At 62.7% G+C, this 25,516-nt stretch carries 18 protein-coding genes; 9 read left to right on the forward strand and 9 right to left on the reverse strand.

Annotated features, from left to right (window positions below; translation table 11 throughout):
• From FHX10_RS13060 to FHX10_RS13090, 7 genes are all read left to right on the forward strand, one after another.
• Nucleotides 1–804, forward strand: an 804-nt coding sequence (locus tag FHX10_RS13060) for a cytochrome c-type biogenesis CcmF C-terminal domain-containing protein (protein ID WP_281413911.1), incomplete at its 5' end; no start/stop codon positions are given.
• Nucleotides 801–1,256 (forward strand): cytochrome c-type biogenesis protein CcmH, encoded by a 456-nt coding sequence (locus FHX10_RS13065; RefSeq protein ID WP_132574664.1) that lies wholly within the window; start codon nucleotides 801–803, stop codon nucleotides 1,254–1,256. The genes FHX10_RS13060 and FHX10_RS13065, both read left to right, overlap by 4 nt.
• A 213-nt stretch (nucleotides 1,257–1,469) precedes the next feature.
• Nucleotides 1,470–3,062, forward strand: coding sequence for a Do family serine endopeptidase (locus FHX10_RS13070; protein ID WP_025570247.1), 1,593 nt, complete (start codon nucleotides 1,470–1,472; stop codon nucleotides 3,060–3,062).
• A gap of 66 nt (nucleotides 3,063–3,128) precedes the next feature.
• On the forward strand, nucleotides 3,129–3,884 hold the full coding sequence (locus FHX10_RS13075) for a response regulator transcription factor (protein WP_373289194.1): 756 nt from the start codon (nucleotides 3,129–3,131) through the stop codon (nucleotides 3,882–3,884).
• The gene (locus FHX10_RS13080; protein WP_184389479.1) at nucleotides 3,881–5,290 is read left to right on the forward strand and encodes a sensor histidine kinase; all 1,410 of its coding nucleotides are present in this window, start codon (nucleotides 3,881–3,883) and stop codon (nucleotides 5,288–5,290) included. The genes FHX10_RS13075 and FHX10_RS13080 overlap by 4 nt, the downstream gene beginning before the upstream one ends.
• Nucleotides 5,291–5,425: 135 nt before the next feature.
• Nucleotides 5,426–8,398, forward strand: a complete 2,973-nt coding sequence (locus FHX10_RS13085) for a bifunctional [glutamine synthetase] adenylyltransferase/[glutamine synthetase]-adenylyl-L-tyrosine phosphorylase (protein ID WP_184389481.1) — start codon at nucleotides 5,426–5,428, stop codon at nucleotides 8,396–8,398.
• Nucleotides 8,399–8,501: 103 nt separating this feature from the next.
• Nucleotides 8,502–9,152: a glutathione S-transferase family protein gene (locus FHX10_RS13090; RefSeq protein WP_063474875.1), complete on the forward strand. Its 651-nt coding sequence runs from the start codon at nucleotides 8,502–8,504 to the stop codon at nucleotides 9,150–9,152.
• A gap of 25 nt (nucleotides 9,153–9,177) precedes the next feature.
• Here the strand turns inward: FHX10_RS13090 and FHX10_RS13095 are convergent, their stop codons facing one another.
• The 3 genes from FHX10_RS13095 to FHX10_RS35460 form a co-directional block, all read right to left on the reverse strand.
• A complete protein-coding gene (locus tag FHX10_RS13095) occupies nucleotides 9,178–11,487 on the reverse strand; it encodes a PAS domain-containing sensor histidine kinase (protein ID WP_025570257.1) in 2,310 nt (769 codons plus the stop codon).
• Nucleotides 11,488–11,679: 192 nt separating this feature from the next.
• Entirely contained in the window at nucleotides 11,680–14,328 is a 2,649-nt protein-coding gene (gene pepN, locus FHX10_RS13100) for an aminopeptidase N (RefSeq protein ID WP_184389483.1), read from the reverse strand.
• 188 nt (nucleotides 14,329–14,516) lie between these two features.
• Nucleotides 14,517–15,623: a methyl-accepting chemotaxis protein gene (locus FHX10_RS35460; protein ID WP_184389485.1), complete on the reverse strand. Its 1,107-nt coding sequence runs from the start codon at nucleotides 15,621–15,623 to the stop codon at nucleotides 14,517–14,519.
• A gap of 341 nt (nucleotides 15,624–15,964) precedes the next feature.
• On the opposite strand from FHX10_RS35460, the gene FHX10_RS13110 reads away from it, so the two are divergent.
• Together FHX10_RS13110 and FHX10_RS13115 are read left to right on the forward strand one after the other, a co-directional pair.
• Nucleotides 15,965–16,903 carry a DMT family transporter gene (locus FHX10_RS13110; RefSeq protein WP_097545380.1) on the forward strand — a complete coding sequence of 313 codons (939 nt, stop codon included), beginning with the start codon at nucleotides 15,965–15,967 and terminating at the stop codon, nucleotides 16,901–16,903.
• Nucleotides 16,904–17,148: 245 nt separating this feature from the next.
• Nucleotides 17,149–18,021, forward strand: coding sequence for a hypothetical protein (locus FHX10_RS13115; protein ID WP_097596419.1), 873 nt, complete (start codon nucleotides 17,149–17,151; stop codon nucleotides 18,019–18,021).
• Here FHX10_RS13115 and FHX10_RS13120 read toward each other — a convergent pair whose 3' ends face one another.
• The 6 genes from FHX10_RS13120 to FHX10_RS13145 form a co-directional block, all read right to left on the reverse strand.
• Nucleotides 18,022–18,180, reverse strand: coding sequence for a hypothetical protein (locus tag FHX10_RS13120; protein WP_179867927.1), 159 nt, complete (start codon nucleotides 18,178–18,180; stop codon nucleotides 18,022–18,024).
• A 94-nt stretch (nucleotides 18,181–18,274) separates the two neighbouring features.
• Nucleotides 18,275–18,466 (reverse strand): hypothetical protein, encoded by a 192-nt coding sequence (locus FHX10_RS13125; protein WP_047616129.1) that lies wholly within the window; start codon nucleotides 18,464–18,466, stop codon nucleotides 18,275–18,277.
• A 132-nt stretch (nucleotides 18,467–18,598) separates the two neighbouring features.
• Nucleotides 18,599–19,489: a uracil-DNA glycosylase family protein gene (locus tag FHX10_RS13130; protein WP_097545377.1), complete on the reverse strand. Its 891-nt coding sequence runs from the start codon at nucleotides 19,487–19,489 to the stop codon at nucleotides 18,599–18,601.
• A 68-nt stretch (nucleotides 19,490–19,557) separates the two neighbouring features.
• A complete protein-coding gene (locus tag FHX10_RS13135) occupies nucleotides 19,558–20,850 on the reverse strand; it encodes an Hsp70 family protein (RefSeq protein WP_097545376.1) in 1,293 nt (430 codons plus the stop codon).
• 216 nt (nucleotides 20,851–21,066) lie between these two features.
• Nucleotides 21,067–24,183, reverse strand: coding sequence for an efflux RND transporter permease subunit (locus tag FHX10_RS13140; RefSeq protein WP_184389487.1), 3,117 nt, complete (start codon nucleotides 24,181–24,183; stop codon nucleotides 21,067–21,069).
• On the reverse strand, nucleotides 24,180–25,481 hold the full coding sequence (locus FHX10_RS13145) for an efflux RND transporter periplasmic adaptor subunit (RefSeq protein WP_184389489.1): 1,302 nt from the start codon (nucleotides 25,479–25,481) through the stop codon (nucleotides 24,180–24,182). Before FHX10_RS13145 ends, FHX10_RS13140 begins: the two co-directional genes overlap by 4 nt.
• Nucleotides 25,482–25,516 lie beyond the last annotated feature (35 nt).

Consider the following 25,516-nt stretch of genomic DNA (forward strand, 5'->3'; position numbering starts at 1 on the left):
ATGGCGCCGCTGATCGTCATCGTGCCCTTTGGGCCGATGCTTTCCTGGAAGCGCGGCGATCTGCTCGGCGCCCTGCAGCGGCTCTATGTCGTCGCAGCTCTCGCCTTCCTGGCCGCCGTGGCCTTCTTCTATGTCCAACATGGCGGACCGGTGCTGTCAGTGCTCGGGCTGGCGGCCGGCCTGTTCCTCATCCTCGGCGCCATCGCCGATCTCTGGTATCGCGCCGGTATCGGCAAGGTTTCCGCCAGTATCGCCTGGCGCCGGCTTTCCGGCCTGCCGCGTTCGGCCTTTGGCACCGCTCTTGCCCATGCCGGGCTCGGCGTCACCGTGCTCGGCATCGTCGCCGTCACGACCTTCCAGAGCGAATACGTCATCGAGATGAAGCCCGGCGCGATCACCGAGGCCGGCGGTTACAGCCTGCATTTCGACGGCATGCAGCCGGCGACCGGGCCGAACTATACCGAGGAGCGCGGCCACTTCACCATCCGGCGCGCCGGTGTCGCGGTGGCCGATACCTGGTCGGCCAAGCGTCTTTACACCGCCCGGCAGATGCCGACGACGGAGGCCGGCATTCTGACCTTTGGGTTCAGCCAGCTCTATGTCTCGCTCGGCGACGCCACCAAGGACGGCGGCATCGTCGTGCGCATCTGGTGGAAGCCGTTCATTCTCTGCATCTGGGGCGGAACGGTGATCATGGCCTTCGGCGGCCTCGTCTCGCTCACCGACCGCCGCCTGCGCGTCGGCGCCCCGCGTAGGAAGGCGAAAGCCGCGAAGCCTGCTGCTGCAATGGAGCCGGCGGAATGATGCGGCGTCTCTTGCTGGCTTTCGCTTTGCTGCTGATGGCGGCCCCCGCCTTTGCGGTCAATCCGGACGAGGTGCTGGCCGATCCGGCGCTTGAGGCGCGCGCCCGCGCCCTGTCGGCGGAACTGCGCTGCATGGTCTGCCAGAACCAGTCGATCGACGATTCCAATGCCGATCTGGCCAAGGATCTGCGCCTGCTGGTGCGCGAGCGCATCAACGATGGCGACAGCGACGAGGCGGTGCTGAACTATATCGTCTCGCGCTATGGCGAGTTCGTGCTGTTGAAGCCGCGTGTCGGCATGAAGACGGTGCTGCTCTGGGGCGCACCAGTGCTGCTGGTGATCGCCGGCGGGCTGTCATTGCTGGTCTTTGCGCGCAACAGGGCCGGTAAGCCGACCGGCAGCAAGCTGACAGCCGACGAACAGGCGAAGCTGAGTGAGCTTCTGAAGAAATAACCGACCGGGCTGAGCCGGCGGACGAGCATATCTGGCCGCGTCCGCGCTACCCGGGAAGCTGGCGGCACGTTTGGCCAAAAGCAAACATTACAAACATTACCAACTTTTCATTGGCCGGACAGTTCGCAGTAAGGTGCGGCGTCCTATATCTTCATTCATCGACTGATCCGGCGTCGCCGGTCTGAAGATTTAAGAACAAGAGAAGGTGCTCCAATGCTCAAGAATTTCAACGGACGTCCGTCCCTCGCCACTGTGCTCAAGGCTTCTACCGTCGCCGGTATCGCAGCCGCTGTGCTCGCAACCGGCGTTCCGCTCGAAATCACCCGGTCTTATGCCGAAGCTGTCAAGGTTCAGGCGCCTGCCGTTCCGAGCTTCGCCAATGTGGTCGACGCCGTCTCGCCGGCTGTCGTTTCCGTCCGGGTCGAAAACCGCGTCAATCCCGTCTCCGACAACAATGACGGCTTCTCCTTCGATTTCAACGGCCGCGGCTTCGACGACCTTCCCGACGATCACCCGCTGAAGCGGTTCTTCAAGCAGTTCGGCCAGGATCCGAATGACCAGCAGGGTCATCCCAGGCGCTTCGGCCAGAACGGCCCGAATGGCGGCCCGAACGGTCCGGGCGGCAAGGGTCGTCTGCGCCCCGTCGCCCAGGGCTCCGGCTTCTTCATCTCCGAAGACGGCTATATCGTCACCAACAACCACGTCGTGTCCGATGGCCAGGCCTTCGTCGCCGTGATGAATGACGGCACCGAGCTCGATGCCAAGCTGATCGGCAAGGATCCGCGCACCGACCTCGCCGTCCTGAAGGTCGACGGCAAGGGCAAGAAGTTCACCTACGTCAACTGGGCCGACGACAACAATGTCCGCGTCGGCGACTGGGTCGTTGCCGTCGGCAACCCCTTTGGTCTCGGCGGCACGGTCACAGCAGGCATCGTCTCGGCCCGTGGCCGCGATATCGGCTCCGGCCCTTATGACGATTACCTGCAGGTGGATGCTGCCGTGAACCGTGGCAACTCCGGCGGTCCGACCTTCAACCTCAGCGGCGAAGTCGTCGGCATCAATACCGCGATCTTCTCGCCGTCGGGCGGCAGCGTCGGCATCGCCTTCGCCATTCCCGCCTCGACCGCCAAGGATGTCGTTGCCGATCTGATGAAGGACGGCCAGGTGTCGCGCGGCTGGCTGGGCGTGCAGATCCAGCCGGTGACCAAGGATATCGCCGAGTCCATCGGCCTGTCCGAGCCGAGCGGCGCCCTTGTCGTGGCCCCGCAGGCCGGATCGCCGGGTGACAAGGCCGGCATGAAGGCGGGCGACGTTGTCACTGCGCTGAATGGCGAAACGATCAAGGATGCACGTGATCTCAGCCGCCGCATCGGTGCGATGCAGCCGGGCAGCAAGGTCGAGCTTTCGGTCTGGCGTGCCGGCAAGGCCCAGTCTCTCACCGTCGAGCTCGGCACGCTGCCGATCGATCAGAAGGATGCGTCGGCCGATGACAACAACCAGCCGCAGCAGCCTGAGGCACCGGCTTCCGAGAAGGCGCTTGCCGATCTCGGCCTGACGGTCGGTCCTTCCGACGACGGCAAGGGCCTGGCGATCACCGGCATCGACCCGGATTCCGACGCTGCCGACAAGGGCATCAAGGAAGGCGAGAAGATCACTTCGGTCAACAACCAGGAGGTCTCCAGCCCCGAAGATATCGTCAAGGTGCTGAACCAGGCCAAGAAGGACGGCCGCACCCGTGCGCTGTTCCAGATCCAGTCCGGTGAAGGAAGCCGTTTCGTTGCGCTTCCGATCAACGGCCAGGGCTGATCCTTAAGAAAACGAGAGCCGTGCGGACGAAAGTCCGCGCGGCTCGATTCTTCTGAGCTTTGAAGGATGATCGCCATGAGCGCCGCCCCGCAGGAAAATGCTTTGAGCCTTGCCGAAACGCAGCCGGTGGGTAATGTCGGCCGCATGAAGATTCTCATCATCGAAGATGATCTCGAAGCCGCGGTCTACCTCACGAAAGCCTTTCGTGAGGCGGGCATCGTCGCCGATCACGCCAGCGACGGCGAGAGCGGCCTGTTCATGGGGTCGGAAAATACCTACGACGTCATCGTCATCGACCGCATGTTGCCGCGCCGCGACGGGCTCTCCGTCATCAGCGAGCTGCGCCGCAAGGCCATCCATACGCCTGTCCTCATCCTCTCTGCACTCGGTCAGGTCGATGATCGCGTCACCGGTCTTCGCGCCGGCGGCGACGACTACCTGCCGAAGCCCTATGCCTTCAGCGAACTTTTGGCGCGCGTCGAAGTGCTCGGCCGCCGCAAGGGCACGCCGGATCAGGACGTCGTCTATCGCGTCGGTGATCTCGAACTCGACCGGCTCTCCCATGAGGTGCGCCGCAGCGGCAAGGAGATCCTGCTGCAGCCGCGCGAATTTCGCCTGCTCGAATATCTGATGAAGAATGCCGGCCAGGTGGTGACCCGCACCATGCTGCTCGAAAATGTCTGGGACTACCATTTCGACCCGCAGACCAACGTCATCGACGTACATGTCTCACGCCTGCGCTCGAAGATCGAGAAGGACTACAACCAGCCCCTCCTGAAGACCATCCGGGGCGCGGGGTACATGATCAAGGATGAGGGATGAGCCGTTTCAGGGTTCTCTTCAAGTCCACCGCAGTCCGCCTTTCGGCACTCTATATCCTGCTTTTCGCCATCTGCGCCGCGACGCTGGTCTTCTATGTGACGGCGATGTCGGAACGGCTGCTGACCGGCCAGATCCGCGACGCCGTCCGCCAGGAGGTGGAGCAGGTGCAGCGCGCCTATGACACCGGCGGCATGAACCTTCTCCTGCGCACCATGGAGCGGCGTGCCCGCCAGCCGGGCGCCAATCTCTACATCATCGCCGGTCCCTCGGGCGATATTCTCGCCGGCAACGTCGCGTCGGTGCAGCCGGGTGTCTTCGAGGAGATCGGCTGGACCTCCGCGCCCTTCATCTATCAGCGCTATACCGACAGCGGTATCGAGCGCCGCCACAAGGCGATCGCCAATATCTTCGTGCTCGACAACGGTCTCAGAATCCTGATCGGCCGCGACCTCGGCGATCCCGAGCGTTTCCGTCTGCTGGTGCGCCAGGCGCTGATGGTGGCCCTGGCGATCATGGGGCTCGGCGCCATCATCATCTGGTTCGCCATCGGCCGCAACGCGCTGAAACGCATCGACCGCATGTCCGATGCCAGCAAGAAGATCATGGCCGGCGACCTGTCGCAGCGCCTGCCCGTCGGCGGCTCGGGCGATGAATTCGACCGTTTGTCGATGTCTTTGAACACCATGCTGGAGCGTATAGAGAAGCTGAACGAGGGTCTGCGGCAGGTGTCCGACAACATCGCCCACGATCTCAAGACGCCGCTGACGCGGCTGCGCAACAAGGCGGCCGATGCGCTCGATATCAGCGATGGCGATACGCGGCGCGCAGCACTGGAAGGGATTATTTCCGAATCGGATCAGCTGATCCGCACCTTCAACGCCCTGTTGATGATCTCCCGCGTCGAGGCCGGATCGGTCGCCGCCGAGATGTCGCCCGTGGAGCTTTCGGCGATCGTCTCCGATAGCGCCGAGCTTTACGAACCGGCGGCGGAAGAAGCCGGGCTTGGCCTCAGTTCGAGCATCGAACCGGATGTCGAGGTGCAGGGCAATCGCGAGCTGATCGGCCAGGCGATCTTCAATCTGCTCGACAATGCGATCAAATATTCCTCCGATACCGAAGGCGCGGGCAAAGTATCGCTGAAGCTTTCCCGCCGCCCTGATGGTATCTGCCTGTCGGTCGCCGACCACGGACCGGGCGTTCCGGCCGACCGGCGCGACGATGTGGTGAAGCGCTTCGTCCGCCTCGACGAAAGCCGGTCGAAACCCGGGACAGGCCTCGGGCTTTCGCTGGTGGAAGCGGTGATGGAGCTGCACAACGGCCGGCTGGAACTCTCCGATACCGATCCCGACAAACCCGAACAGCGCGGATTGACCGTCAGCATGATCTTCCCGGCCAAGGCTGCCTGATCTCTTCCGCCGAAATACGATCGGTTGAATCGCGTATTGGCGGTTTTCGGCCAAGACCCTAGTTTAATCTCGATCGAAGGCGCGGACTGCGATTCTGCGTCGTCGTTTCCTGAGGTGCCAAAGCAGGGAGAGCGCATGCTGACGAAATCGACGCATGGCCTGAAGGATGTCGCCGAAGGGCTGCTGCGTCCGCTGAACCAGACGGAATTGAAGTTGGCGCTGGCCGACCTTCAAGAGGCCGGCAAAAGCGAGCCGTCGGTGGCGACGATGCTGAAGACGGAAGGGCCGCTTCGCGATTTCATTGCGGCGGTGCTGACGCTGTCGCCCTTCCTGCGCGAAATCGCCAATCTCGACCCCGCCATCCTCGCCGGCGCCGTCACCGAGCCGCTGGAGCCGCAGATCGAGGCGCTGGTCGCCGAGGCCAGGGGGTGCTGGCGACCGGAAGGCGAGGGGGCGGCACCCGCCGAATCCGTGGTGATGAGCAGGCTGCGCATCATCAAGCGCAAGGTGGCCTTCCTCGTGGCGCTCGCCGATCTCTCGCGCATCTTCGACGGCCGTGCGACGACGGCCTGGCTGAGCGAGCTTGCCGAGGCTTCGGTCGCTGCTGCCATCGACCATCTGCTGCTTGCTGCGCATGAGGGCGGGAAGCTGCGGCTGCGGGATCCGGCGGCACCGAGCAACGGCTCAGGGCTGATCGTGCTCGGCATGGGCAAACTCGGCGCATCCGAACTCAACTATTCCTCCGATATCGACCTCGTCGTCTTCTTCGACGAAGAAGCAGGCATGGTACCCGACCCGGATGACGCGATCGAGGTCTTCCCGAGAATGATGCGCCGGCTGGTGCGCATCCTGCAGGAGCGCACGGCCGACGGCTACGTCTTCCGCACCGATCTCAGACTGCGCCCCGATCCCGGCTCGACGCCGCTGGCGATCCCGGTCGATGCGGCGATGATCTATTACGAGGGCAGGGGCCAGAACTGGGAGCGGGCAGCCTTCATCAAGGCGCGCGCGGTTGCCGGCGACTTGGCGGCGGGCGGCGATTTCCTGCGCGGACTCGCCCCTTTCGTCTTCCGCAAATATCTCGATTACGCGGCGATCGCCGATATCCATTCGATCAAGCGGCAAATCCACGCGCATAAGGGCCACGGCGCGATCGCGGTCAAGGGCCACAATGTCAAGCTCGGCCGCGGCGGCATTCGCGAAATCGAATTCTTCGTCCAGACCCAGCAGCTGATCGCCGGCGGCCGCATGCCGGCCTTGCGCGGCCGGGCGACGGAAGAAACGCTCTGTGAACTCACCAAGGCGAAATGGATCGACGCGGAAACCCGTGACGAACTGACGGAGGCCTACTGGTTCCTGCGCGATGTCGAGCACCGCATCCAGATGGTGCGCGACGAGCAGACCCATCTGTTGCCGGAGACGGATGCCGACCTGAAGCGCATTGCCTTCATGATGGGATTCACCGACACGCCGAGCTTCTCCGAGCGGCTGGTCGGCGTGCTGAAAACGGTCGAGCGGCGTTATGCCCACCTGTTCGAGCAGGAGAGCAGGCTTTCCACCGATACCGGCAACCTGGTCTTCACCGGCCAGGGCGACGACCCCGATACGCTGGAGACGCTGAAGAAACTCGGTTTCACCAGGCCGTCCGACATTTCCCGCATCATCCGCACCTGGCATTATGGCCGCTACCGCGCGACGCAATCGGTGGAAGCGCGCGAAAGGCTGACGGAATTGGCACCGGAGCTCTTGCGGGTCTTCGGCGAAAGCAAGCGCGCCGACGAGGCGCTGCTGCGCTTCGACAGCTTCATCTCGGGCCTTCCCTCCGGCATCCAGCTTTTCTCGCTGCTCGGCAGTAATCCGGCGCTCTTGTCGCTGATCGTCAACATCATGTCCTCGGCCCCCCGGCTTGCCGAGGTGATCGCCGCCAAGCCGCATGTCTTCGACGGCATGCTCGACCCCGGCCTGATGGCCGAACTGCCGACCCGCGATTATCTCGGCGAACGGCTGAAGGGCTCGCTCGCCCAGGCGCGCCACTATGAGGAGGTACTCGACCGGCTGCGCATTTTTGCCGCCGAGCAGCGTTTCCTGATCGGCATCCGCCTGCTGACCGGCGCGATCAACGGTGCGATGGCCGCACGCGCCTTCACCCATCTGGCCGATCTCATCATCGCGGCGGCACTCGATGCCGTGGTGAGCGAAATGCGGGCCGCCCATGGCGACTATCCCGGCGGCCGCATCGCGATCGCCGGCATGGGCAAACTCGGCAGTTTCGAGCTGACGGCCGGTTCCGACATCGACCTGATCCTGCTCTATGATTACGACGATGCGGCCTCTGAATCCGATGGACCGAAGCCGCTCGACGCGACGCGTTATTTCACCCGCATCACCCAGAGGCTGATCGCCGCCTTCTCGGCGCCCACCGCAGAAGGTGTGCTCTATGAGGTGGACATGCGGCTGCGCCCGTCCGGCAACAAGGGGCCGGTCGCCACCCGCATCAATGCTTTCGGCAAGTACCAGCGCGAGGAGGCATGGACCTGGGAGCATATGGCGCTCAGCCGCGCCCGACTGATCTGCGGCAATGAAAGCCTGATCGCCGAAGCCGAGCATATCGTCCAGGAGGTGTTGTCGGCCGATCGCGACGTTGCCAAGGTGGCGCATGACGTCGCCGAGATGCGCGAAATGGTCGACAAGGAAAAGCCGCCATCCGGCCCGTGGGATCTGAAGCTCATCTCCGGCGGCGTCATCGATCTCGAATTCATCGCCCAATATCTGGCGCTGATTGCGCCGACCAGAGGCGTCGGCATTGCCGTGAACGGGATGAGTACCGGCGAGGCCCTGAAGGTGCTTGGCGACCGGCTGATGGCGACAGCCGATCTCGACACATGCCTTGAGGCCTTCGCGCTTTATACCGGCCTCTCGCAACTGATCCGCCTGTCCATTGACGGTCCGTTCGATCCGAAGGAGGCGCCGTCGGGTCTCGTCGAACTCGTCTGCCGCGCCGGCGACTGCCCTGACATCAAGACCCTGGAAGCCGAGGTAAAGCGGCTTTCGAAAGCGGTTCGGAAAATATTCCAGAATGTCGTGAAGCCCGGTAATTCAGGCGCATGATTTCACATCAGCTGGAATGACCGCGAGGATTATCTCGAACATGGGCTGTCGGAATCTCGTTTAGCCGGTCGTCTTCAAGGCAGGCACGCTCGGGAGAACACCAATGACGATTACCATTACCGCCTTTGAACACTCGCCCGATCGCGGCAAGGGGCTGGCGCGTGACATGCGCGTTCGCTGGGCACTCGAAGAAGTGGGGCTGCCTTACGACGTTCGCCTTGTTTCGTTCAAGGCGATGAGAGAACCCGCGCATCTCAGACTTCAACCGTTCGGACAGATTCCGACCTATGAGGAAGGCGATCTCGCGCTGTTCGAGTCCGGAGCAATCGTCTTCCATATCGCCGAGCGTCATGCGGGCCTGCTGCCGGAGGATGCGAATGCCCGGGCGCGCGCGATCGCATGGATGTTTGCCGCGCTCAACACCATAGAGCCGCCGATCTTCGACCGCGCTCTCGCCAGAATCCTGGAGCGCGACGAGCCTTGGTATGAGCAGCGCCTGCATGCCCTCGAGGTCAGCATCCGGAAACGGCTGGACGATCTTTCCCGTCGCCTTGGCGATGCCGACTGGCTGGACGGCGCCTTCAGCGCCGGTGATCTTCTGATGGTGACGGTGCTGCTCAGGCTGAAGGGATCGGATATATTGGACGATCATCCGAACCTCTCCGCCTATGTCGCCCGCGGCGAAGCGCGGCCCGCATACAACAGTGCTTTCGCCGCTCAGTTGGCGGTTTTCACCGCCGCATCGGCCGGCTGACAACGGTCGGATTTTGACGTGGCCTTTAAATATCGTCGGGGATGCGCAGCGAGATCACGGTGCCCACAGCTTCGCGTGAGCGGATTTTCATGCGGCCGCCATGCAGCGAGGTCAGCGAGCGGGAGATGGCGAGCCCGAGGCCGGAGCCGCCCTTGCTCTTGGCATACTGGCTTTGCACCTGTTCGAAGGGCTGGCCGATTTTTGCCAGCGCCGAGCGGGGAATGCCGATGCCGGTGTCGGCGATGGTGACGAGGACGGCGCCGTCGACGCGGCGGGTGCGCACCGCGACGCGGCCGCCATTGTCGGTGAACTTCACCGCATTGGAGAGCAGGTTGAGCAGCACCTGTTTCATTGCCCGGCGGTCGGCCATCAGCGTCAGGCCGGAGCAGATGCGTTGTTCGATGACGATGTTCTTTTCGGCCGCGGGCATGGCGGTGAAGCGCAGGCTTTCCTCGATCAGCGGCACGAGGTCGATGCGCTCGCGGTGCAGCCGGAGGTGGCCGGCCTCGATCTTCGACATGTCGAGAATGTCGTTGATGACGTTGAGCAGATGTTTGCCGCTGTCATGGATATCGCGGGCATATTCGTCGTATTTCAGCGAGCCGAGCGGCCCGAACATCTGGTTCTGCAGGATTTCCGAGAAGCCGAGGATGGCGTTGAGCGGCGTGCGCAGCTCATGCGACATATTGGCGAGGAATTCCGATTTCGCCTGGTTGGCAGCCTCGGCGCGTTCCTTCTCCGCCTGATAGTTGGCGTTGGCCGTCGAAAGCTCGGATTTCTGGATCTCCAGCGTCTGGCGCGAGGCCGAGAGATCGCCGATCGTCGCCATCAGCCGGCGTTCGGATTCGCGCAGCCGCTCCTGATGGCGCTTCATCAGCGTGATGTCGGTTCCGACCGAGACCCTGCCGCCATCGCGGGTGCGCCGCTCGTTGATCTGCAGCCAGCGCTCGTCGGCAAGCTGCACTTCCGTTGTGCGCGAATAGCCCGAACCGTCGGCATCGGCGATCCGCCGCTCGATGACGGGACGGGCGGCGGCGGCATTGACCACCGAGCGCTCGGTGCCGGGCACCAGCACACTGTCCGGCAGACCATAGGCCTGCTGGAAATGCGTGTTGCACATGACGAGGCGATCGTTCTTGTCCCAGAGCACGAAGGCTTCCGAGGTGCATTCGATGGCGTCGGCCAGGCGCTGGTCGGCTTCCGCGTAGCGCTGGGCGAGCCGATGCTGTTCGGTCACGTCCATGGCGATGCCGATCAGGTGCATGCGGCCGGAATTGCTGCGGATCACCTGGGCGCGGGCGCGCATCCAGACATAATGGCCGCCGGCGTGGCGCATGCGGAAGATCTGATCGACCTGGCCGGAATCACCCTTGGCGATGGCGCGGGCGATCTCGTAGAGCCCGCCGTCATCGGGATGCATCAGCCGCGCGGCTTCGCCGAAGCCCATCGTCTTGTCGGAACCCGGCAGGCCGAGCATGTCGTACATCGAACGCGACCAGAAGAATTCGCGATTCTCGAAATCGAAATCCCAGAGGCCGCAGCGACCGCGCGACAGCGCCGTCTCGACGCGCAGGTTCGATTCCAGGAAGATGTCGTCGGCATCGCGGGCGCGCTTCACCTGGGTGTAATAGGCGTAGAGGATGACCAGCAGGATCGAGGAGATGCCGGCAAACAGCGTGACGTTAAGCGCCAGTTGCTCGCGCCAGAGCCGGCCGATCTCGTCGAGCGAGGTGGCGGCGACGATATAGCCGCCGGCATTGCCCATCAGCGTGATCTCGGCATAATGCGGCACGCCGCCGATCGTCGTTTCGATGACGCCGGCGCGATCGCCGAAACGCCGGATCGCCGAGACCTCGGGGAAGAAATCGCCGACATTGCTGCCCACATGCGAAAGCCCGGCGGTGGTCGAGGCAAAAACCTTGCCGCTTGCCTGGACGAGCAGCACGAAGGCGCCGTTGTCCAGCCGGTCCTGCGGCAGGAATTTGGCAAGCCGGGCCTGCGCTTGGCCGACGTCGCCGCTATCGAAGATGTCGGCTGCATCGGCAAACACGGCAGAGGCGGTTGCCGCCGAAAGGGCCGTGGCATGGCGGGCCGAGGACTCCAACCGTCCATATTCGCTCATCATGCCGAAGAAATGCGAGGCGGCGACGACGGAGAGGAAAGCGACGATCAGCGCCGGAATGGCCCGCTTCAGCACGAGCTCGGCTTTCGGCAGATGCCGAAGCAGCGGTTCCGATGTCGCGCGGCCTGAAAGGCTGTCTCGCCAGGCTTTCAGCCCGTCAAAATCGACACGCAGCCGTCCTTCGGCCACGGTTGCCCGTCGCACGTCCATCATCTCTTCGCCTTGTCCCTCGTGTGATTCGCGCGCCGCTCGCTCGAACCTGACTTAGAGAATCATGGGTGATTCGCCTTGTCCAGAGGCAAAGGTAAAAATCCGTTAACTATTTATAATTTTGTGCTTTTCAGACGATTCGAACCGATCGGCGACCGGCCGCCGAGTTTTCGTCGGCGGCCAGTCGAATCAAAACTACCCTTTAAGCGTGCGCTCGACGATATCGCGCACGTCGGTCGAAAGATCGGCCGACTGCTCGATCTCGGTCAGCGCCGAGCGGGCGTGATCGGCCCGCACCCGTTCCAGCGAGCGCCAGGAGCGCATCGAAGTGAGAATGCGGGCGGCAAGCTGGGGGTTGCGCTCGTCGATATCGAGAATCTGGCCGGCGAGGAAGCGATAGCCTTCGCCGTCGGCGCGGCCGAAACCGGTCGGATTGGTAAAGGCGAAGGTGCCGACCAGCGAACGCACCCGGTTCGGATTGGTCCGCTTGAACAGCGGGTCGTCCATCAGGGCGAGGACCCGCTCCAGGGTTTTTGCGCCAGGAATGCCGGCCTGGATCGCGAACCATTTGTCGATGACCAGGGCATTGTCCGCGAAGCGGTCGCGGAAAGTTGCCAGCGCCTCGCTGGTCTCCGCGCTGTCAGGGAAACGATGGGCGAGGATCGTCAGCGCATGGCTGAGATCGGTCATGTTGTTGGCCGCATCGAAGGCGGCCTTGGCGCGGGCCGGAGTCTGTTCGGCATGCGAGAGGTAGGTGAGGGCGGTATTGCGCAGCGCCCGCAGGCCGGCGCTTTTCGCATCCGGGCTGAAATCGCCTGACGTCGTCATCGCCGCGTAAAGGCCGGCAAAGACGTCCTTTCCGGCATCGGCGATCTGGTTCAGGATCGCCTGCCGGCCGGCATGGATGGCATCGGGATCGTTGTTGCCGCCGAGTTCGCGGGCGATATCGGATTCGCTCGGCAGAGCCAGCGCCTGGGCGCGGAAGGCAGGTTCGAGGCTCTCGTCGGCCGCTGCCGCAATCAGCGCCTCGATGAAAGTCGCCTCGCAGACGACTGGCTTGCCCTCGCGGGCGTCGCGTGCCGCTTTCAGGAGGTTCGGCAGCGCCAGATCGGTCAGCGCCTGCCAGCGAGCGAAATGATCGGTCTCATTGCGGGCGAGACGGGCGAGGTCGGCCGGGCTCTGATCGAAATGGAGGTTGATCGGCGCCGAGAAGCTGCGGTTGATCGAAACGACCGGCCGCGAGCCAACACCATGGAATACCGCCGTCTGGGTGCGGCCGGTGAGATGCAGCACCTCGCCGGCATATTCCGCACCGTCGACCGCGGTCGGTTCGATCTTGCCGCCGTTTTCGCCAAACAGCGCCAGGCTGAGCGGAATATGCATCGGCTCCTTGCTCGGCTGGCCGGGCGTTGCCGGGATCATCTGTTCGAGCGACAGGGAGAAGCTGCCGGCTGCCGCATCATAGCTGCCCGATGCGGTGACGAGCGGCGTGCCGGCCTGATGGTACCAGAGCGAGAATTGCGTGAGATCGCGCCCGCTCGCATCCTCGAAGCATTTGACGAAATCCTCGATCGTCACCGCCTGGCCGTCATGGCGGTCGAAGTAGAGATCCATTCCCTTCTTGAAGCCGTCCTTGCCGAGCAAAGTCGCGATCATGCGCGTGACTTCGCTGCCCTTTTCATAGACGGTCGTCGTGTAGAAATTGTTGATCTCGCGATATTTCGTCGGCCGCACCGGATGAGCGAGCGGGCCGCTATCTTCCGGGAACTGCTCCGATTTGAGATGGCGCACTTCGGCAATGCGCTTGACCGGGCGCGAGCGCTGGTCGGACGAGAATTCGTGGTCGCGATAGACCGTCAGGCCTTCCTTGAGGCACAGCTGGAACCAGTCGCGGCAGGTGATGCGGTTGCCGGTCCAGTTGTGGAAATATTCATGCGCGATGATCGCCTCGATATTGGCATAGTCGGCATCGGTCGCGGTCTCGGGATCGGCAAGCACGTATTTGGCGTTGAAGACGTTGAGGCCCTTGTTCTCCATTGCCCCCATGTTGAAGTCGGAGACGGCGACGATCATGAAGATGTCGAGGTCGTATTCACGTCCGAACCGCTCTTCGTCCCACTTCATCGAGCGTTTCAGCGCGTCCATGGCATAGGCCGCGCGCGGCTCCTTGCCGTGCTCGACATAGATCTTCAGCACCACCTCGCGGCCGGACATGGTGTTGAACGTGTCTTCGACGACGCCGAGATCGCCGGCGACGAGGGCGAAGAGATAGCTCGGCTTCGGATGCGGGTCGAACCAGGCGGCGAAATGTTTGCCGGGGCCATAGCCGGCGCCGCCGAGGAAGTTGCCGTTCGACAGAAGCAGCGGGTTGGCGTCCTTGTCGGCGATGATGTTGACGGTGAACGGCGCCAGCACGTCGGGCCGGTCGGGGAAATAGGTGATGCGGCGGAAACCCTCCGCCTCGCATTGCGTGCAGTAGATGCCGCCGGTGCGGTAAAGGCCCATCAACTGGGTATTGGCTTCGGGGTTGATGATCGTGGTGATCGTCAGTTCGAAGGGCGTGCTCTCCGGCAGGTCGCGCACCGTCAGGCTTTCCGGTGTTGCGTCGTAGCGCGAAGGCTCCAGCTCCACCTGGTCGAACAGCAGTCCCGACAGAGCCAGCTCATCGCCGTCGAGGACGATCGGCGCTTTGAGATCGGCGCCCGGACGACGATGAAAGATCAGTCGCGCCTCGACCTTTGTCTCCGTCGGGTCGAGCTCGAAAGTGAGGTCCACGCGTTCCAGCACGAAGTCGGTGGGACGGTAATCTGCCAGATGAATGACCTGGCCGGTATCTGTTCGCATGGTGTTTCCTGAAGACCGTTATTAGACAACCGCGGAATACAGAGGCGGGCGCACTCTGCCATAAATTTTGCCGGGCATGATTACATTAAAGTCTGAACTAAAGTTAAAGCAAATTGCCCGCGAACGCGAAGTTCGCGGGCAAAATACCTTGTTGGGGCTGATGAACGTGGTCGCCAGGGGGAGGGACTCTACTTAAGATTGAGCGCAGCCTTGATTGTCGCGTCGTTTTCGGTCTGCTGCACGACGACGCCGTACCAGCCGAGCCCGTCATAATCCTCATAGCCGAGCGTACGCGCGAAGGCGACGATCGAACCGTTATTATCGTAGTAGCTGCCTTTTGACTGGCCGGACGGGTTGGCGAGCACGAAATGGGAAAACAGCACGGCAGGATTGGTGGTGGCGATGACCCGGCTCTTGCCGTCGAGCAGCATGACCGTCGTTCTTTCCGCCAACTGCGGCGGCAGGTTCGCCTCTTTCTCGACGATCGCCTGGCCCTGGTTCTGCCAGTCGAAATAGACGCCGAGCGTGCCGATCAGCCGTCCGTCGAGCTTGCCCTCTTCGCGGATACCTGTGGCGTAGACGAGCGCATGCCTGTTGTCGTGCAGCGGGCTCGCTTTGACCTCGTCGACAATGTAGGCGTCGCCGGAAGCGCAGCCCGATGCGGCGCGGAACCACGGATCGGTGGCCAGGCTCGTGCCGGCGATCTTGCGCTGGAACTTGGGATTGGCCGACGCGATCACCTTGCCCGAGAGATCGGTCATGACGAGATCGAGATAGACGGTGTAGAAGCGGTTGATGGCGCCGAGACGCTCCGCCGCAAAGGCGACGGTTTCCCGGTCCGGGTTGTGCAGCGCCTGCCAGAGCGCCGGGTCCGTCGCCCACCAGCGCACATCGGCCGTGCGCTCGAAGAGATTGCGGACGATGAGCTGCACCAGCGTCTGCGCCAGATCGGTGAGGCGAACGCCCTCCATCTCCTCGACCAGCGAATCCGCCATGGCGCGGCTGAGGCCGATGCGGCCGAGCACGTTGCTCTCGAACCGGCCGGTAATGTCGGTTGCGATCTGCGCCAGCCGCTGCACTTCGTTGGCAACGACGGCAAAGCCCTTTCCGGTCTCGCCGGCGCGTGCCGCCTCGATCAGCGCATTGATCGCCAGCAGCTTGATCTGCTTGACGATATGCGTGTTGTCGGCGCTGAAGCGCTCGAGGTCGGTGCTGATGCCGTCGGTGACGACGCGCATCGAGCGCGGAGTCGCATTCTGCGACTGGGCAATGGTTTCGGCGCTAAGCGGCTTCATCAAAATGATCCTGGCAGGAACGGGCAATTGTTTGTGGCGAAGAAAATTTCGGGATAAGCCACAAACGATGCTTGCCTATGGTTTTCAATTGGTTAACGCCGAGCGGTCAGCGGTGAACATTTTAGGGTGAAACGGCTCAAGACAGAAAGATTTAAGGGCGGTGGCGCGGTTGAGGCACGGTTGCGCCTGTGGCCGAACGCGATTTTATGATTCTCATGCGTGGCTTGCGGTTTTTTCGCCCATCGGGATTTTCTTTCGCTACGATGGCAGATGTCATCCATTGCGTTCCCGAGTCGAACGCGTCTCCCCATTCCGCTTAAGTCGATATAAGAGCCAGGATCATGCACTCGGTTCTCAGAAACCCGATGAGAGGCATTGCGCTGAAAGTCTCGTCGGTCGTGGTCTTCCTGGCCATGCAGACCTTCATCAAGCTGGCCGGCTCAGACATCCCGCCGGGTCAGGTCACCTTCTGCAGGTCCTTCTTCGCGCTCTTTCCGATCATGGCCTATCTCGCCTATATCGGACAGTTGCGCGCCGCCTTCTACACGTCCAATCCGATCGGTCACCTCAAGCGCGGCACGATCGGCATCATGTCGATGGCTTTCGGTTTCTATGGCCTGCTGCATCTGCCGCTGCCGGAGGCGATTGCGCTCGGCTACGCCCTGCCGCTCGTCGCCGTCGTCTTCGCTGCGGTTTTTCTCGGCGAGACCGTGCGTATCTATCGCTGGAGTGCCGTCCTGGTCGGCATCGTCGGCGTCGCCATCATCTCCTGGCCGAAACTCACACTGTTTCGCAACGGCGGCATGGAAGCGGAACAGGCCGTCGGCGCGCTCTGCGTGCTGCTCTCGGCCGTTCTCGGCGGCATGGCGATGATCCAGGTGCGCCGCCTCGTCGAGGAGGAGAAGACGGCAACGATCGTGCTGTATTTCTCGATCACCGCATCGGTCTTCTCGCTGGCTTCTCTTCCCTTCGGCTGGCTCCTCCTGCCGTGGCCCTCGGCGCTCTACCTGATCGCCGCCGGCTTTTGCGGCGGTGTCGCGCAGATCCTGCTGACGGAAAGTTACCGCCATGCCGACGTCTCCACCATCGCGCCGTTCGAATATACCTCGATCCTGCTCGGCGGCATCGTCGCCTATTTCGTCTTCGGCGATGTGCCGAGTGTGACCATGCTGATCGGCACCGCGATCGTCATCGGCGCCGGCATCTTCATCATCTATCGCGAGCATCAGCTCGGCATCGAACAGAGAGAGGCGCGCAAGGCCTCGACGCCGCAAGCCTGACACCTGCAAGCACATGATATCGAAGGTTTTAACGCGGGGATTGTCCACGCTTGATGCTTGCTCTCAAAGCATGAAAAGAATGGTGAATTCTTGGGATACCACCGGCCTGCGGAATGTGATTGTTGAAGATGAGAGAGTATCATTTATTCCAAGCTGTGCATGTTTGAATGGCCGCTGATGCCGGAGGAGCTCTCGGTGTCGTTGCTCCGAACGCTGGCCTGCGAGCGGAGGTGGAGAAAAGCATAATGACATTCACAGCGGCGCAATTGGCGGGGAACCCTTCCTTTCTGATGAGCATCCGCTTTTTGGCTGGGCAGATGCGCGGCATGTTCGATGCCGGTCCGCGGTTGGCGCGACTGCTCGCCTCGCATCAGCGCTGGCTTCTGACCCAGACGGCCTATGCCCTCAACCTGGAATATGATCCGCGCGACCCGACGTCGGGTTTCACCGCCGTCCGGCTGACAGCACGCATCACCGGGCACAAGGTGGCAAGCCGCAACACCGTGCTGGCCTTCATCGAAGAGCTCTTTACCTACCGCTTCATTGTCCACACGCCCGGCGACGAGCGGCGGCGGCCTCGTCATTTCGAGCCGGCCGATGTCAGCCATCAGGCGATGTTTGCCTGGATTCTCGGCAATCTCGCTGCGCTCGACCTGCTCGACGGTGGTCAAAGGGCGGTCTTTTTCCAGGCAAACCCATCCTTGATGCGGCTCGTTCAGCCGCGCATCGCCCGCCATTGCCTGGAAGATGCCGCCTGGCGCGAGCCGCCGGAGCAGGTGGCACTGTTCCTTTGGACGGAAGCCGGCGGCCTCGTCGTCGACAACTTCATCGCCCGGATGGATATAGAAAGCCGCGAGCCGGACAGGTTTTCGGTCGGCCGCGTCGAAACCCGGGCGCTCGCTGCCGATTTCATGATGTCGCGCACCCATCTGCAGCGAGTGCTGGCGAAGGCGGCGCAGCGCGGCTGCGTCGGTTGGTATGACGAGCCGCGCAAGACGCACCTTTGGATATCGCGGGATTTCGTCGAGGAATATTGCGCCTGGCAGTCGGTCAAGTTCGCCTACGTCGACGAAGCTTTCGAATGGGCGAAAGCCCAGATCGAGGATATGGCCGTCTGATCAGAGGACGATCGCCGCAGCGCCTGCGCCAATACGCTCGCCGCCATCAGCCGGATTGACGGAAAGCTCCCGCTCATATTCCCGCGCGGCGCAGACGGCGACGCGGATATGCTCGAAGGTTTCGATGTTGCGCAAAAGCGATATCAGGATTGTCGACATTGGCGTTACTCTTGATACGAAAGGGCAGCAATTCAACGTGCGACAGCGTCCTTTGCGCGTCCGAAGACGCGCAGCGGCTGTCGGCGGCTGCCGCTCAATATTGCTGGAAGTCCGAGAAAATCGCGTCGGGGCGCGCCGTGCGGCTGTTGATGCCGGTGCCGCGGGCAATCATCTGTTCGTTCGTGGCAAAGCCGTAACGGCTGTAGCCCTGAGTGGAGCGAACATGGTCGCCGGCGAGGCGAAGGGTTTCAAACCCGCAATGGATAGGACGAAAACGCTTGTTCATGGCCTTGGTTCCTGTGATTCCTCCCAAGACACATCTTCATATTGCGATGCAGCATTGATTTCGCAATGCGTCACGGCGGGATGCAGCCATGCGAAGGGTGCATGGCTTGATTCATAAAATATTCAACATTGGCTAATTTCTAAGCAAAGAGAGGGACTTAAGCTTTGCTTGAAAGGCGAGCAGGTCGTTCCAGGCCAGCCGCTTGTTGACAGGTGCGGTTAATAGATCCTGCGGATGCAGGCTGGCTATGGCAGGAATGACACAGTCCGCAACCGCAATCTCCTTCCAACGGCCGCGCAGGCCGTGAATCGTGTCGTTTTCGCCGAAGAAGAAACGCGCCGAAAAATTGCCGAGCAGCAGGATCGCCTTGGGTTCGGCAAGCGCGATCTGCCGTTCGATGAACGGGCGGCATATGTCCATTTCCGCCGCCGACGGCGCACGATTGCCAGGTGGCCGCCAGGGGATGACCTGCGTCAGCAGAACGGTCGAGCGCGTCAGCCCGATCGCCGCCAGCATCTTGTCGAACAGCTGGCCGGATTTTCCCGAGAAAGGCGCACCTTCGCGATCGTCTTCGGCGCTCGGCGCCGAGCCGATCACCATGATCCCGCTTTCGACATCGCCGCTGGCAAAAATCGTCGAGCGGGCGCTGTGCTTGAGATTGCAGCCGTTGAAGGCTTCGATCGCGGTCTTGAGCTCCGCGAGCGATCGCGCAGTTTCGGCGACGAAACGCGCCTGCTGCACCGCCTCGCCATCCGGAATGGCAGGCTGCGGGCCGGACGCTGCGCGTTCGGCAGGCGCCGGGCGCGCCGCTGCATTCGGACGCGGCGGTGTCTGGCGTTCGCCGGCGGGCGGCTGTTGCTGCTGCGCCTGTGTCGCCGCCGGGCGGCGGGCGGCCTTCATCGCCTCGAACTCGGCGAAGCGGTCGATCGCCTCTTCTTCCAGCAGCCATTCCACGCCGGCATCCGCATGGAAATGCAGAAGTGCCGCAAGCTCGGCGGGGGAAAGGTCGTTGGCGGAGATCATGCGACAGGTTTAGCGGAGAGACAGTGGCATTGAAAGGGCAGGCGACGGATTGCAGGCCCTTGTCAGCGCTATTGCACAGTCCATTGCCCGATGTCGTCGCGTTCGCCGATCAGCGCCAGGCCATGGGCGATCGACAACAACTCGCCGCCGCTTTCGATCCGGTCGCGCTCGAAGCGTTCGGTGAAGATGCGGCGCACCGCCGGTACGAAGGAGGTACCGCCGGTCAGGAACACCTTGTCGATCTCCGAGGGCTTCGTCTCGGTCTTCTCGAGCACGTCGTCGAGTGCACCTTCGATGCGGGCGAGATCCTCGGCGATCCAGCCTTCGAAGTCGCTGCGCTTGATGCTGCGACGCCCGCCGCGACCGAGCGGTGCGAAATCGAAAGGCGCCTCTTCCGAGGCCGAGAGCGCCATCTTCGTCGCCGACACCGCCTGATAGAGCGGGTAACCCTCGTCATGGTCGATGAGGTCGATGAAGATTTCGAGCTTTTCCGGTTCCAGGCTGGTGCGCACCAGCTTCTTCAGATCCTCGAATTCGCGCGTGGTCTTGAAGATCGACAGCTGGTTCCAGCGGCCGAAGCTGGAATAGTAGTTGGACGGCACTTCGAGAATCTTGTCGAAGCTCTTGAAATGGCTGCCCTTGCCGATCAGCGGCGCGACGATGTTGTCGATCATCCTGTAGTCGAAATGGTCGCCGGCGACGCCGACGCCGGAATGGCCGATCGGCGTTGCCGTCAGCCTGCCGGCAACGGTCTCGAAGCGGATCAGCGAATAGTCGGTCGTACCGCCGCCGAAATCGGCGACCAGCACGGTGGCATCCTGCTTCAGGTTCTGCGCGAAGTAGAAGGCGGCGGCGACCGGCTCATAGACATAGTGGATTTCGGGAAAGCCGAAGCGCGACAGCGCCTCGTTGTAGCGCTCGGTCGCCAGCGCCGGGTCGGGGCTGGCGCCGGCAAAATGCACCGGCCGGCCGGTGACGATGCGGCTGACGTCAGAGGGCCAGTTGTCGCCGGCATAGTTGCGCAGGCGCCTGACAAAGACCTCCATCAGATCTTCGAAATTATGCCGCTTGGCGAAGATCAGCGTGCCCTGGAACAGGGCGCTCGCCGCAAAGGTCTTGATCGATTGCAGGAAGCGGCATTCGCCGGGATTGTCGATGAACTGCCGGATCGCCGCATGGCCCGCCTCCACCTTCAGCGCTGATGCGCCGAGCTGTGCATCCTTCATGAAGGAAAGCGCCGTGCGCATGCTGTCGGCCGTGCCTTCCGTGCTCGTGAACGCCATCGAGCGCGTCGCCCCGCCATCTGCCAGGGCGAGAACCGTATTCGTCGTGCCGAAGTCGAAACCCAGCGCCTGAGCCATGCCCGCACCTCTTCATGCCGATTGTTGTTGGAGACGGAGCTTTGCTCCGCAAGGGCGAACGAACGCCCGGATCAAGGAGGGCGGGTGATGCCACAGAGGCGTGATACATTCAAGAGGAGTGGAAGTTGATGTGATCGCGGCGCACTTCCTCTCCCGGTTGGAAGAAGAAGTGCGCCGCAAGGGCTGATCGGCAATGCCGAACTCAGAGGGCCGTCATCACTCGGCAGCCATCGCCCTTACCTCCTGCACCTTCGGCTCCTCGACCTTCTTCTGGCCGATCAGCCGGCCGAGGTGGTTTCCGAAGCGGTCCATCTCGACGAAGATGACGGGGGTGATGAACAGTGTCAGCATCTGCGAGACAACAAGGCCGCCGACGACGGCGATGCCGAGAGGCTGGCGCAGCTCCGAGCTTGCGCCGGTGCCGAGCGCGATTGGCAGGGCGCCGAGCAGGGCGCAGAAGGTGGTCATCATGATTGGTCGGAAGCGTCGCACGCAGGCCTCGTGGATCGCCGCCGTCGCCTTTTCTCCGGTCGTGCGCATGGTCTCCACCGCCACGTCGATCATCATGATCGCGTTCTTCTTGACGATGCCGATCAGCATCAACAGGCCGATAAGGGCGATGATCGACAGGTCGAAGCCCATGATCTTCAGAGCCAGCAGCGCACCGAAGGCCGCGGCCGGCAGGCCGGAGAGGATGGTGAGCGGATGGATGAAGCTTTCATAGAGCACGCCGAGCACGACATAGATGGTCAGAATGGCCGCCAGGATCAGATAGGGCGTATTGCCCTGCGACTGCTCGAAGATCTCAGCCGTGCCGCCATAGGAGGTGAAGACGTCGGCCGGCGTGGCGATGTCCTTCTTGATCTGATCGATCGCCGCCGTCGCATCGCTGAGCGAGACGCCTTCCGGCAGGTTGAAGGAAACGGTGGTCGAGACCAACTGGCCGGTCTGGTTGATGGTGACCGGGCCGGTGGTGCGCTGGACATGCGCGAAGTTCGAAAGCGGCACCAGGCTGCCATTGGACGAGGCGACACGGATCTCCGACAGCTTCTGGTCGTCCCAGGGTTTGCTGGTGTCGTATTCGACGATGACGTCGTAGCTGTCGCCGGTCGACTGGATTTCCGCCGCTGAATAGCCGCTGAAGGATTCCTGCAGCGTCGTACGCAGCGTGTCGTTGTCGATACCGTAGGCTGCTGCCCGCTCGGTATCGATGACGATATTGGCCTGCAGCGCGTTGTTCTGGGCGTCCGACGTCACGTCGGTGAACAGCCGGTCCTTGCGCATCGCCGCCTGGATCTTGCCGGCCCAGAGGTTGGTCTGATCGGCACTCAGCGCCTGCACCACCAGCTGATACTGGCTGGCGGTCTGGCGGCCGCCGAAGCGCAGGCTCTGGTTCGGCGTCACGAAGGCCTGCAGTCCGGGGATCTTGTTGATCGCCGTGCGCAACTCGCGCAGCGTCTGGTCAAGCGGCGGGCGCTCTTTCTTGTCTTTGAGTTCGACGAACATCGAGCCGTTGTTCTGCGGTTTGTTCGGGTTGCCGCCGATCGTCGACATCACGTGATTGACCGCCGGGTTGGCCTTGACGGCCGCTGCCGCCTGCTGCTGCAGCGCCTCCATGGCGGAATAGGAAATATCCTGGCGGGCCTGCGTGCTGATCGTCAGGCGGCCGATATCTTCCTGCGGGAAAAAGCTCGTCGGCAGCGTCATGAAGAAATAGACCGTCAGCGCCACCGAGCCGAGGAAAATCCCGAGGATCGTCAGGCGATGTCGAAGGCACCAGCCGACCGCCCGGTCATAGCCGTTGAGCGTCCGCTCGAAGCCGGCATCGAAGATGCGGATGAGCAGCGGCGGGCGGCTGTGATTGTTGGACAGGCGCGAACCGAGCATGGGTGTCACGGTCAGCGAGACCACGGCCGACGAGATGATGGCGATGGCGACCACCATGCCGAATTCGTTGAACACGCGGCCGACGACGCCGCCCATCAGCAGGATCGGGATGAAGACGGCGATGAGCGAAACCGACATGGAAATGATGGTGTAGCTGACTTCGCCCGCCCCCTTGATCGCCGCTTCCCGCACCGGCATGCCTTCCTCGACATGGCGCAGAATGTTCTCGAGCATGACGATCGCGTCGTCCACCACCAGCCCCACCGCGAGCGTCAGCCCCAGGAGCGAAATGTTGTCGATGCTGTAGCCGAGCACATACATCATGCCGAAGGTCGAGATCAGCGACAACGGAACGGCAAGTCCCGGAATGATCGTTGCCGTGGCGTGGCCGGTGAAGAGGTAGATGACGAGAACGACGAGACCGATCGTCAGGAGCAGCGTGAACTTCACGTCGGCAATGGCGGCGCGAATGGGTTTTGCCGCGTCGTTCATGACCACGGTGTTGACCGAAGGCGGAATTTCGGCGTGAAGCTGCGGCAGCTTGGCGTTGATCGCATCGACCACATCGACCGTGTTGGCATCCGGCTGACGCTGGATGGCGAGGATGATGCCGCGCTGGCCATCATACCAGCTGCCGGTATACTGGTTCTCGACGCTGTCCTGCACATCGGCGATGTCGCCAAGGTGGATCGGCGCGCCGTTCGGATTGGCAATGACCAGCGAGCGGAACTGTTCGGCGTTAATGCGCTGCGTATTCGCCGTGATCGTCATGCTCTGCGAATTGTTCTGCAGCGTTCCCACGGGCTGCTGGCTGTTGGCGGCAGCAAGCGCCTTGTTGACGGTGTCGATGCCGATGCCGCGGGTCAAAAGCTTGTTGGGGTCGACCTCGACGCGCACGGCGTAGGTCTGGGCGCCATAGACGCTGACCTGGGCAACGCCGGGAAGTGTGGAAAGCGATGGCGAGATGATGTCCTCGGCGATCTCGTCGAGCTTGCTGCGCGGCATGGTGTTGCTCTGCACCGAGAGCAACATGACCGGCGCATCGGCCGGGTTCGTCTTGCGATAGCTCGGCGGCGTCGTCAGGTTGTCGGGCAGTTGCCGGGTCGCATGCGAGATTGCCGCCTGCACGTCGGCTGCGGCCGCGTCGATATCGCGGTTGAGGTCGAACTGCAGCACGATGCTGGTGCTGCCGAGCGAACTGGAGGCGCTGATTTCGCTGATCCCGGGAATGGTCTCGAACTGCTTGATCAGCGGCGTCGCAACCGAGGTCGCCATCGTCTGTGGGGAGGCGCCGCTCAACTGCGCCGAAACGTTGATCGTGGGAAAGTCGACCTGCGGCAGGGCCGCGACCGGCACGAGTTGGTAACCGGCAAGGCCGGCCAGAATGGCGCCAATGGCAAGCAGCGTCGTCGCGACAGGGCGCTGGATACAGAAATTGGGGATCATTGCTGAGCTCCGACCGTGATCGTCTCGGACTGCTGCTGCCGAGGCTCTTCGGCGGAGGCGACATCAAGCGTCTTTTCGTCGAACTGCTCGTTGATCGCCTGCTGGTCGCTCAACTGGCCCTGGCCCTCGACGACGACATGGTCGCCAGCCTGAAGGCCGGATTCTATGGCGGTGAAGCCGCCATTTGCGCGGGCGATGGTGACGGGAGTCAGATGCGATTTGCCGTCCTTGGCGACGAAGGCGAAGAAACCCTCGGGACCGGGGCTGACGGCAACCGTCGGCACCACCACCTGCTGTTCGTCGTTGTTGAAATGCACCACGATGTTGACCGACTGGCCGGGCCAGAGAGCGCCGGAAGCATTCTCGAATTTCGCCTTGGCGAGGATCGTGCCCGATGCCGTGTCGACGGTGTTGTCGTAGAAGCTGATCTCGCCCTTCCTGACCTGGCCCTTGGCGGAACTGGGCGCGGTGCTGACCTCGACCGGACCGGCTGCCAGAGCTTTCTTCAGCTCACGCAGATAGCGCTCCTGCAGGTGGAATTTCACATTGATCGGATCGTATTTCGCGATGGTGACGATTGCCGAGCCGGCATTGAGGAAGGCGCCCTTGCTGATGGCGATATCGCCGAGCCGGCCGTCGAAGGGAGCGCGGATGTCGGTGTTCTCGAGGATGATCTGATCGGAGGCAAGCGCGGCCTTGTCGGCATCGACGGTGGCAGCGGCGGTGTCGCGGGCGGCGACCGCCTGGTCGAGGCTCTGCTGGGTCCCGGCCTTCTGGTTGAAGAGATCCTGCGCGCGCGTCAATGCGGTCTCGGATTCCGACAGGGTTGCCCTGTCGCGCACGATCATCGCATTGTCCTTGTCGACAGCCGCCTTGGCCGTCCGGTCGTCCAGCTTGGCGATCAGGTCGCCGGCTTTGACGGTTGCCCCATCCTGCGCATGGATGCTGACGATCAGGCCCTGTTCCTGGGCAGCGATGGTCGTATTGTCATCGGCATCGGCCCAGCCGGAAGCGGTCACATCCGTCGGCAGCGTCGTTTTCACCGCTGCGACTGTTTTGACGACGGTCGGGCCACCACCGCCGCGTCTGCGCCCACCGCCCTGATGTTGCCCACCGTTCTGCGCTTGATCGGTTTGCGCCTGATCGGCCTGCTGCCCGCCGCCATTGCCGGCTGCCGGCTGCTTGATGAACTGCGAGAGGTAGGGGATGCGGGAGGCATAAGGGATCAGATTCCCGAATTGCCAGACGCCGACGGCGGCAACTGCGATAACGCTGACGGTGATCCAAAATTTCTTCATGGGCGAGACCGGTCTTTGGGCAAGGTTGCGGGGGG

This window comes from Rhizobium sp. BK591, from assembly GCF_014195045.1.
Lineage (GTDB): Bacteria > Pseudomonadota > Alphaproteobacteria > Rhizobiales > Rhizobiaceae > Rhizobium > Rhizobium anhuiense.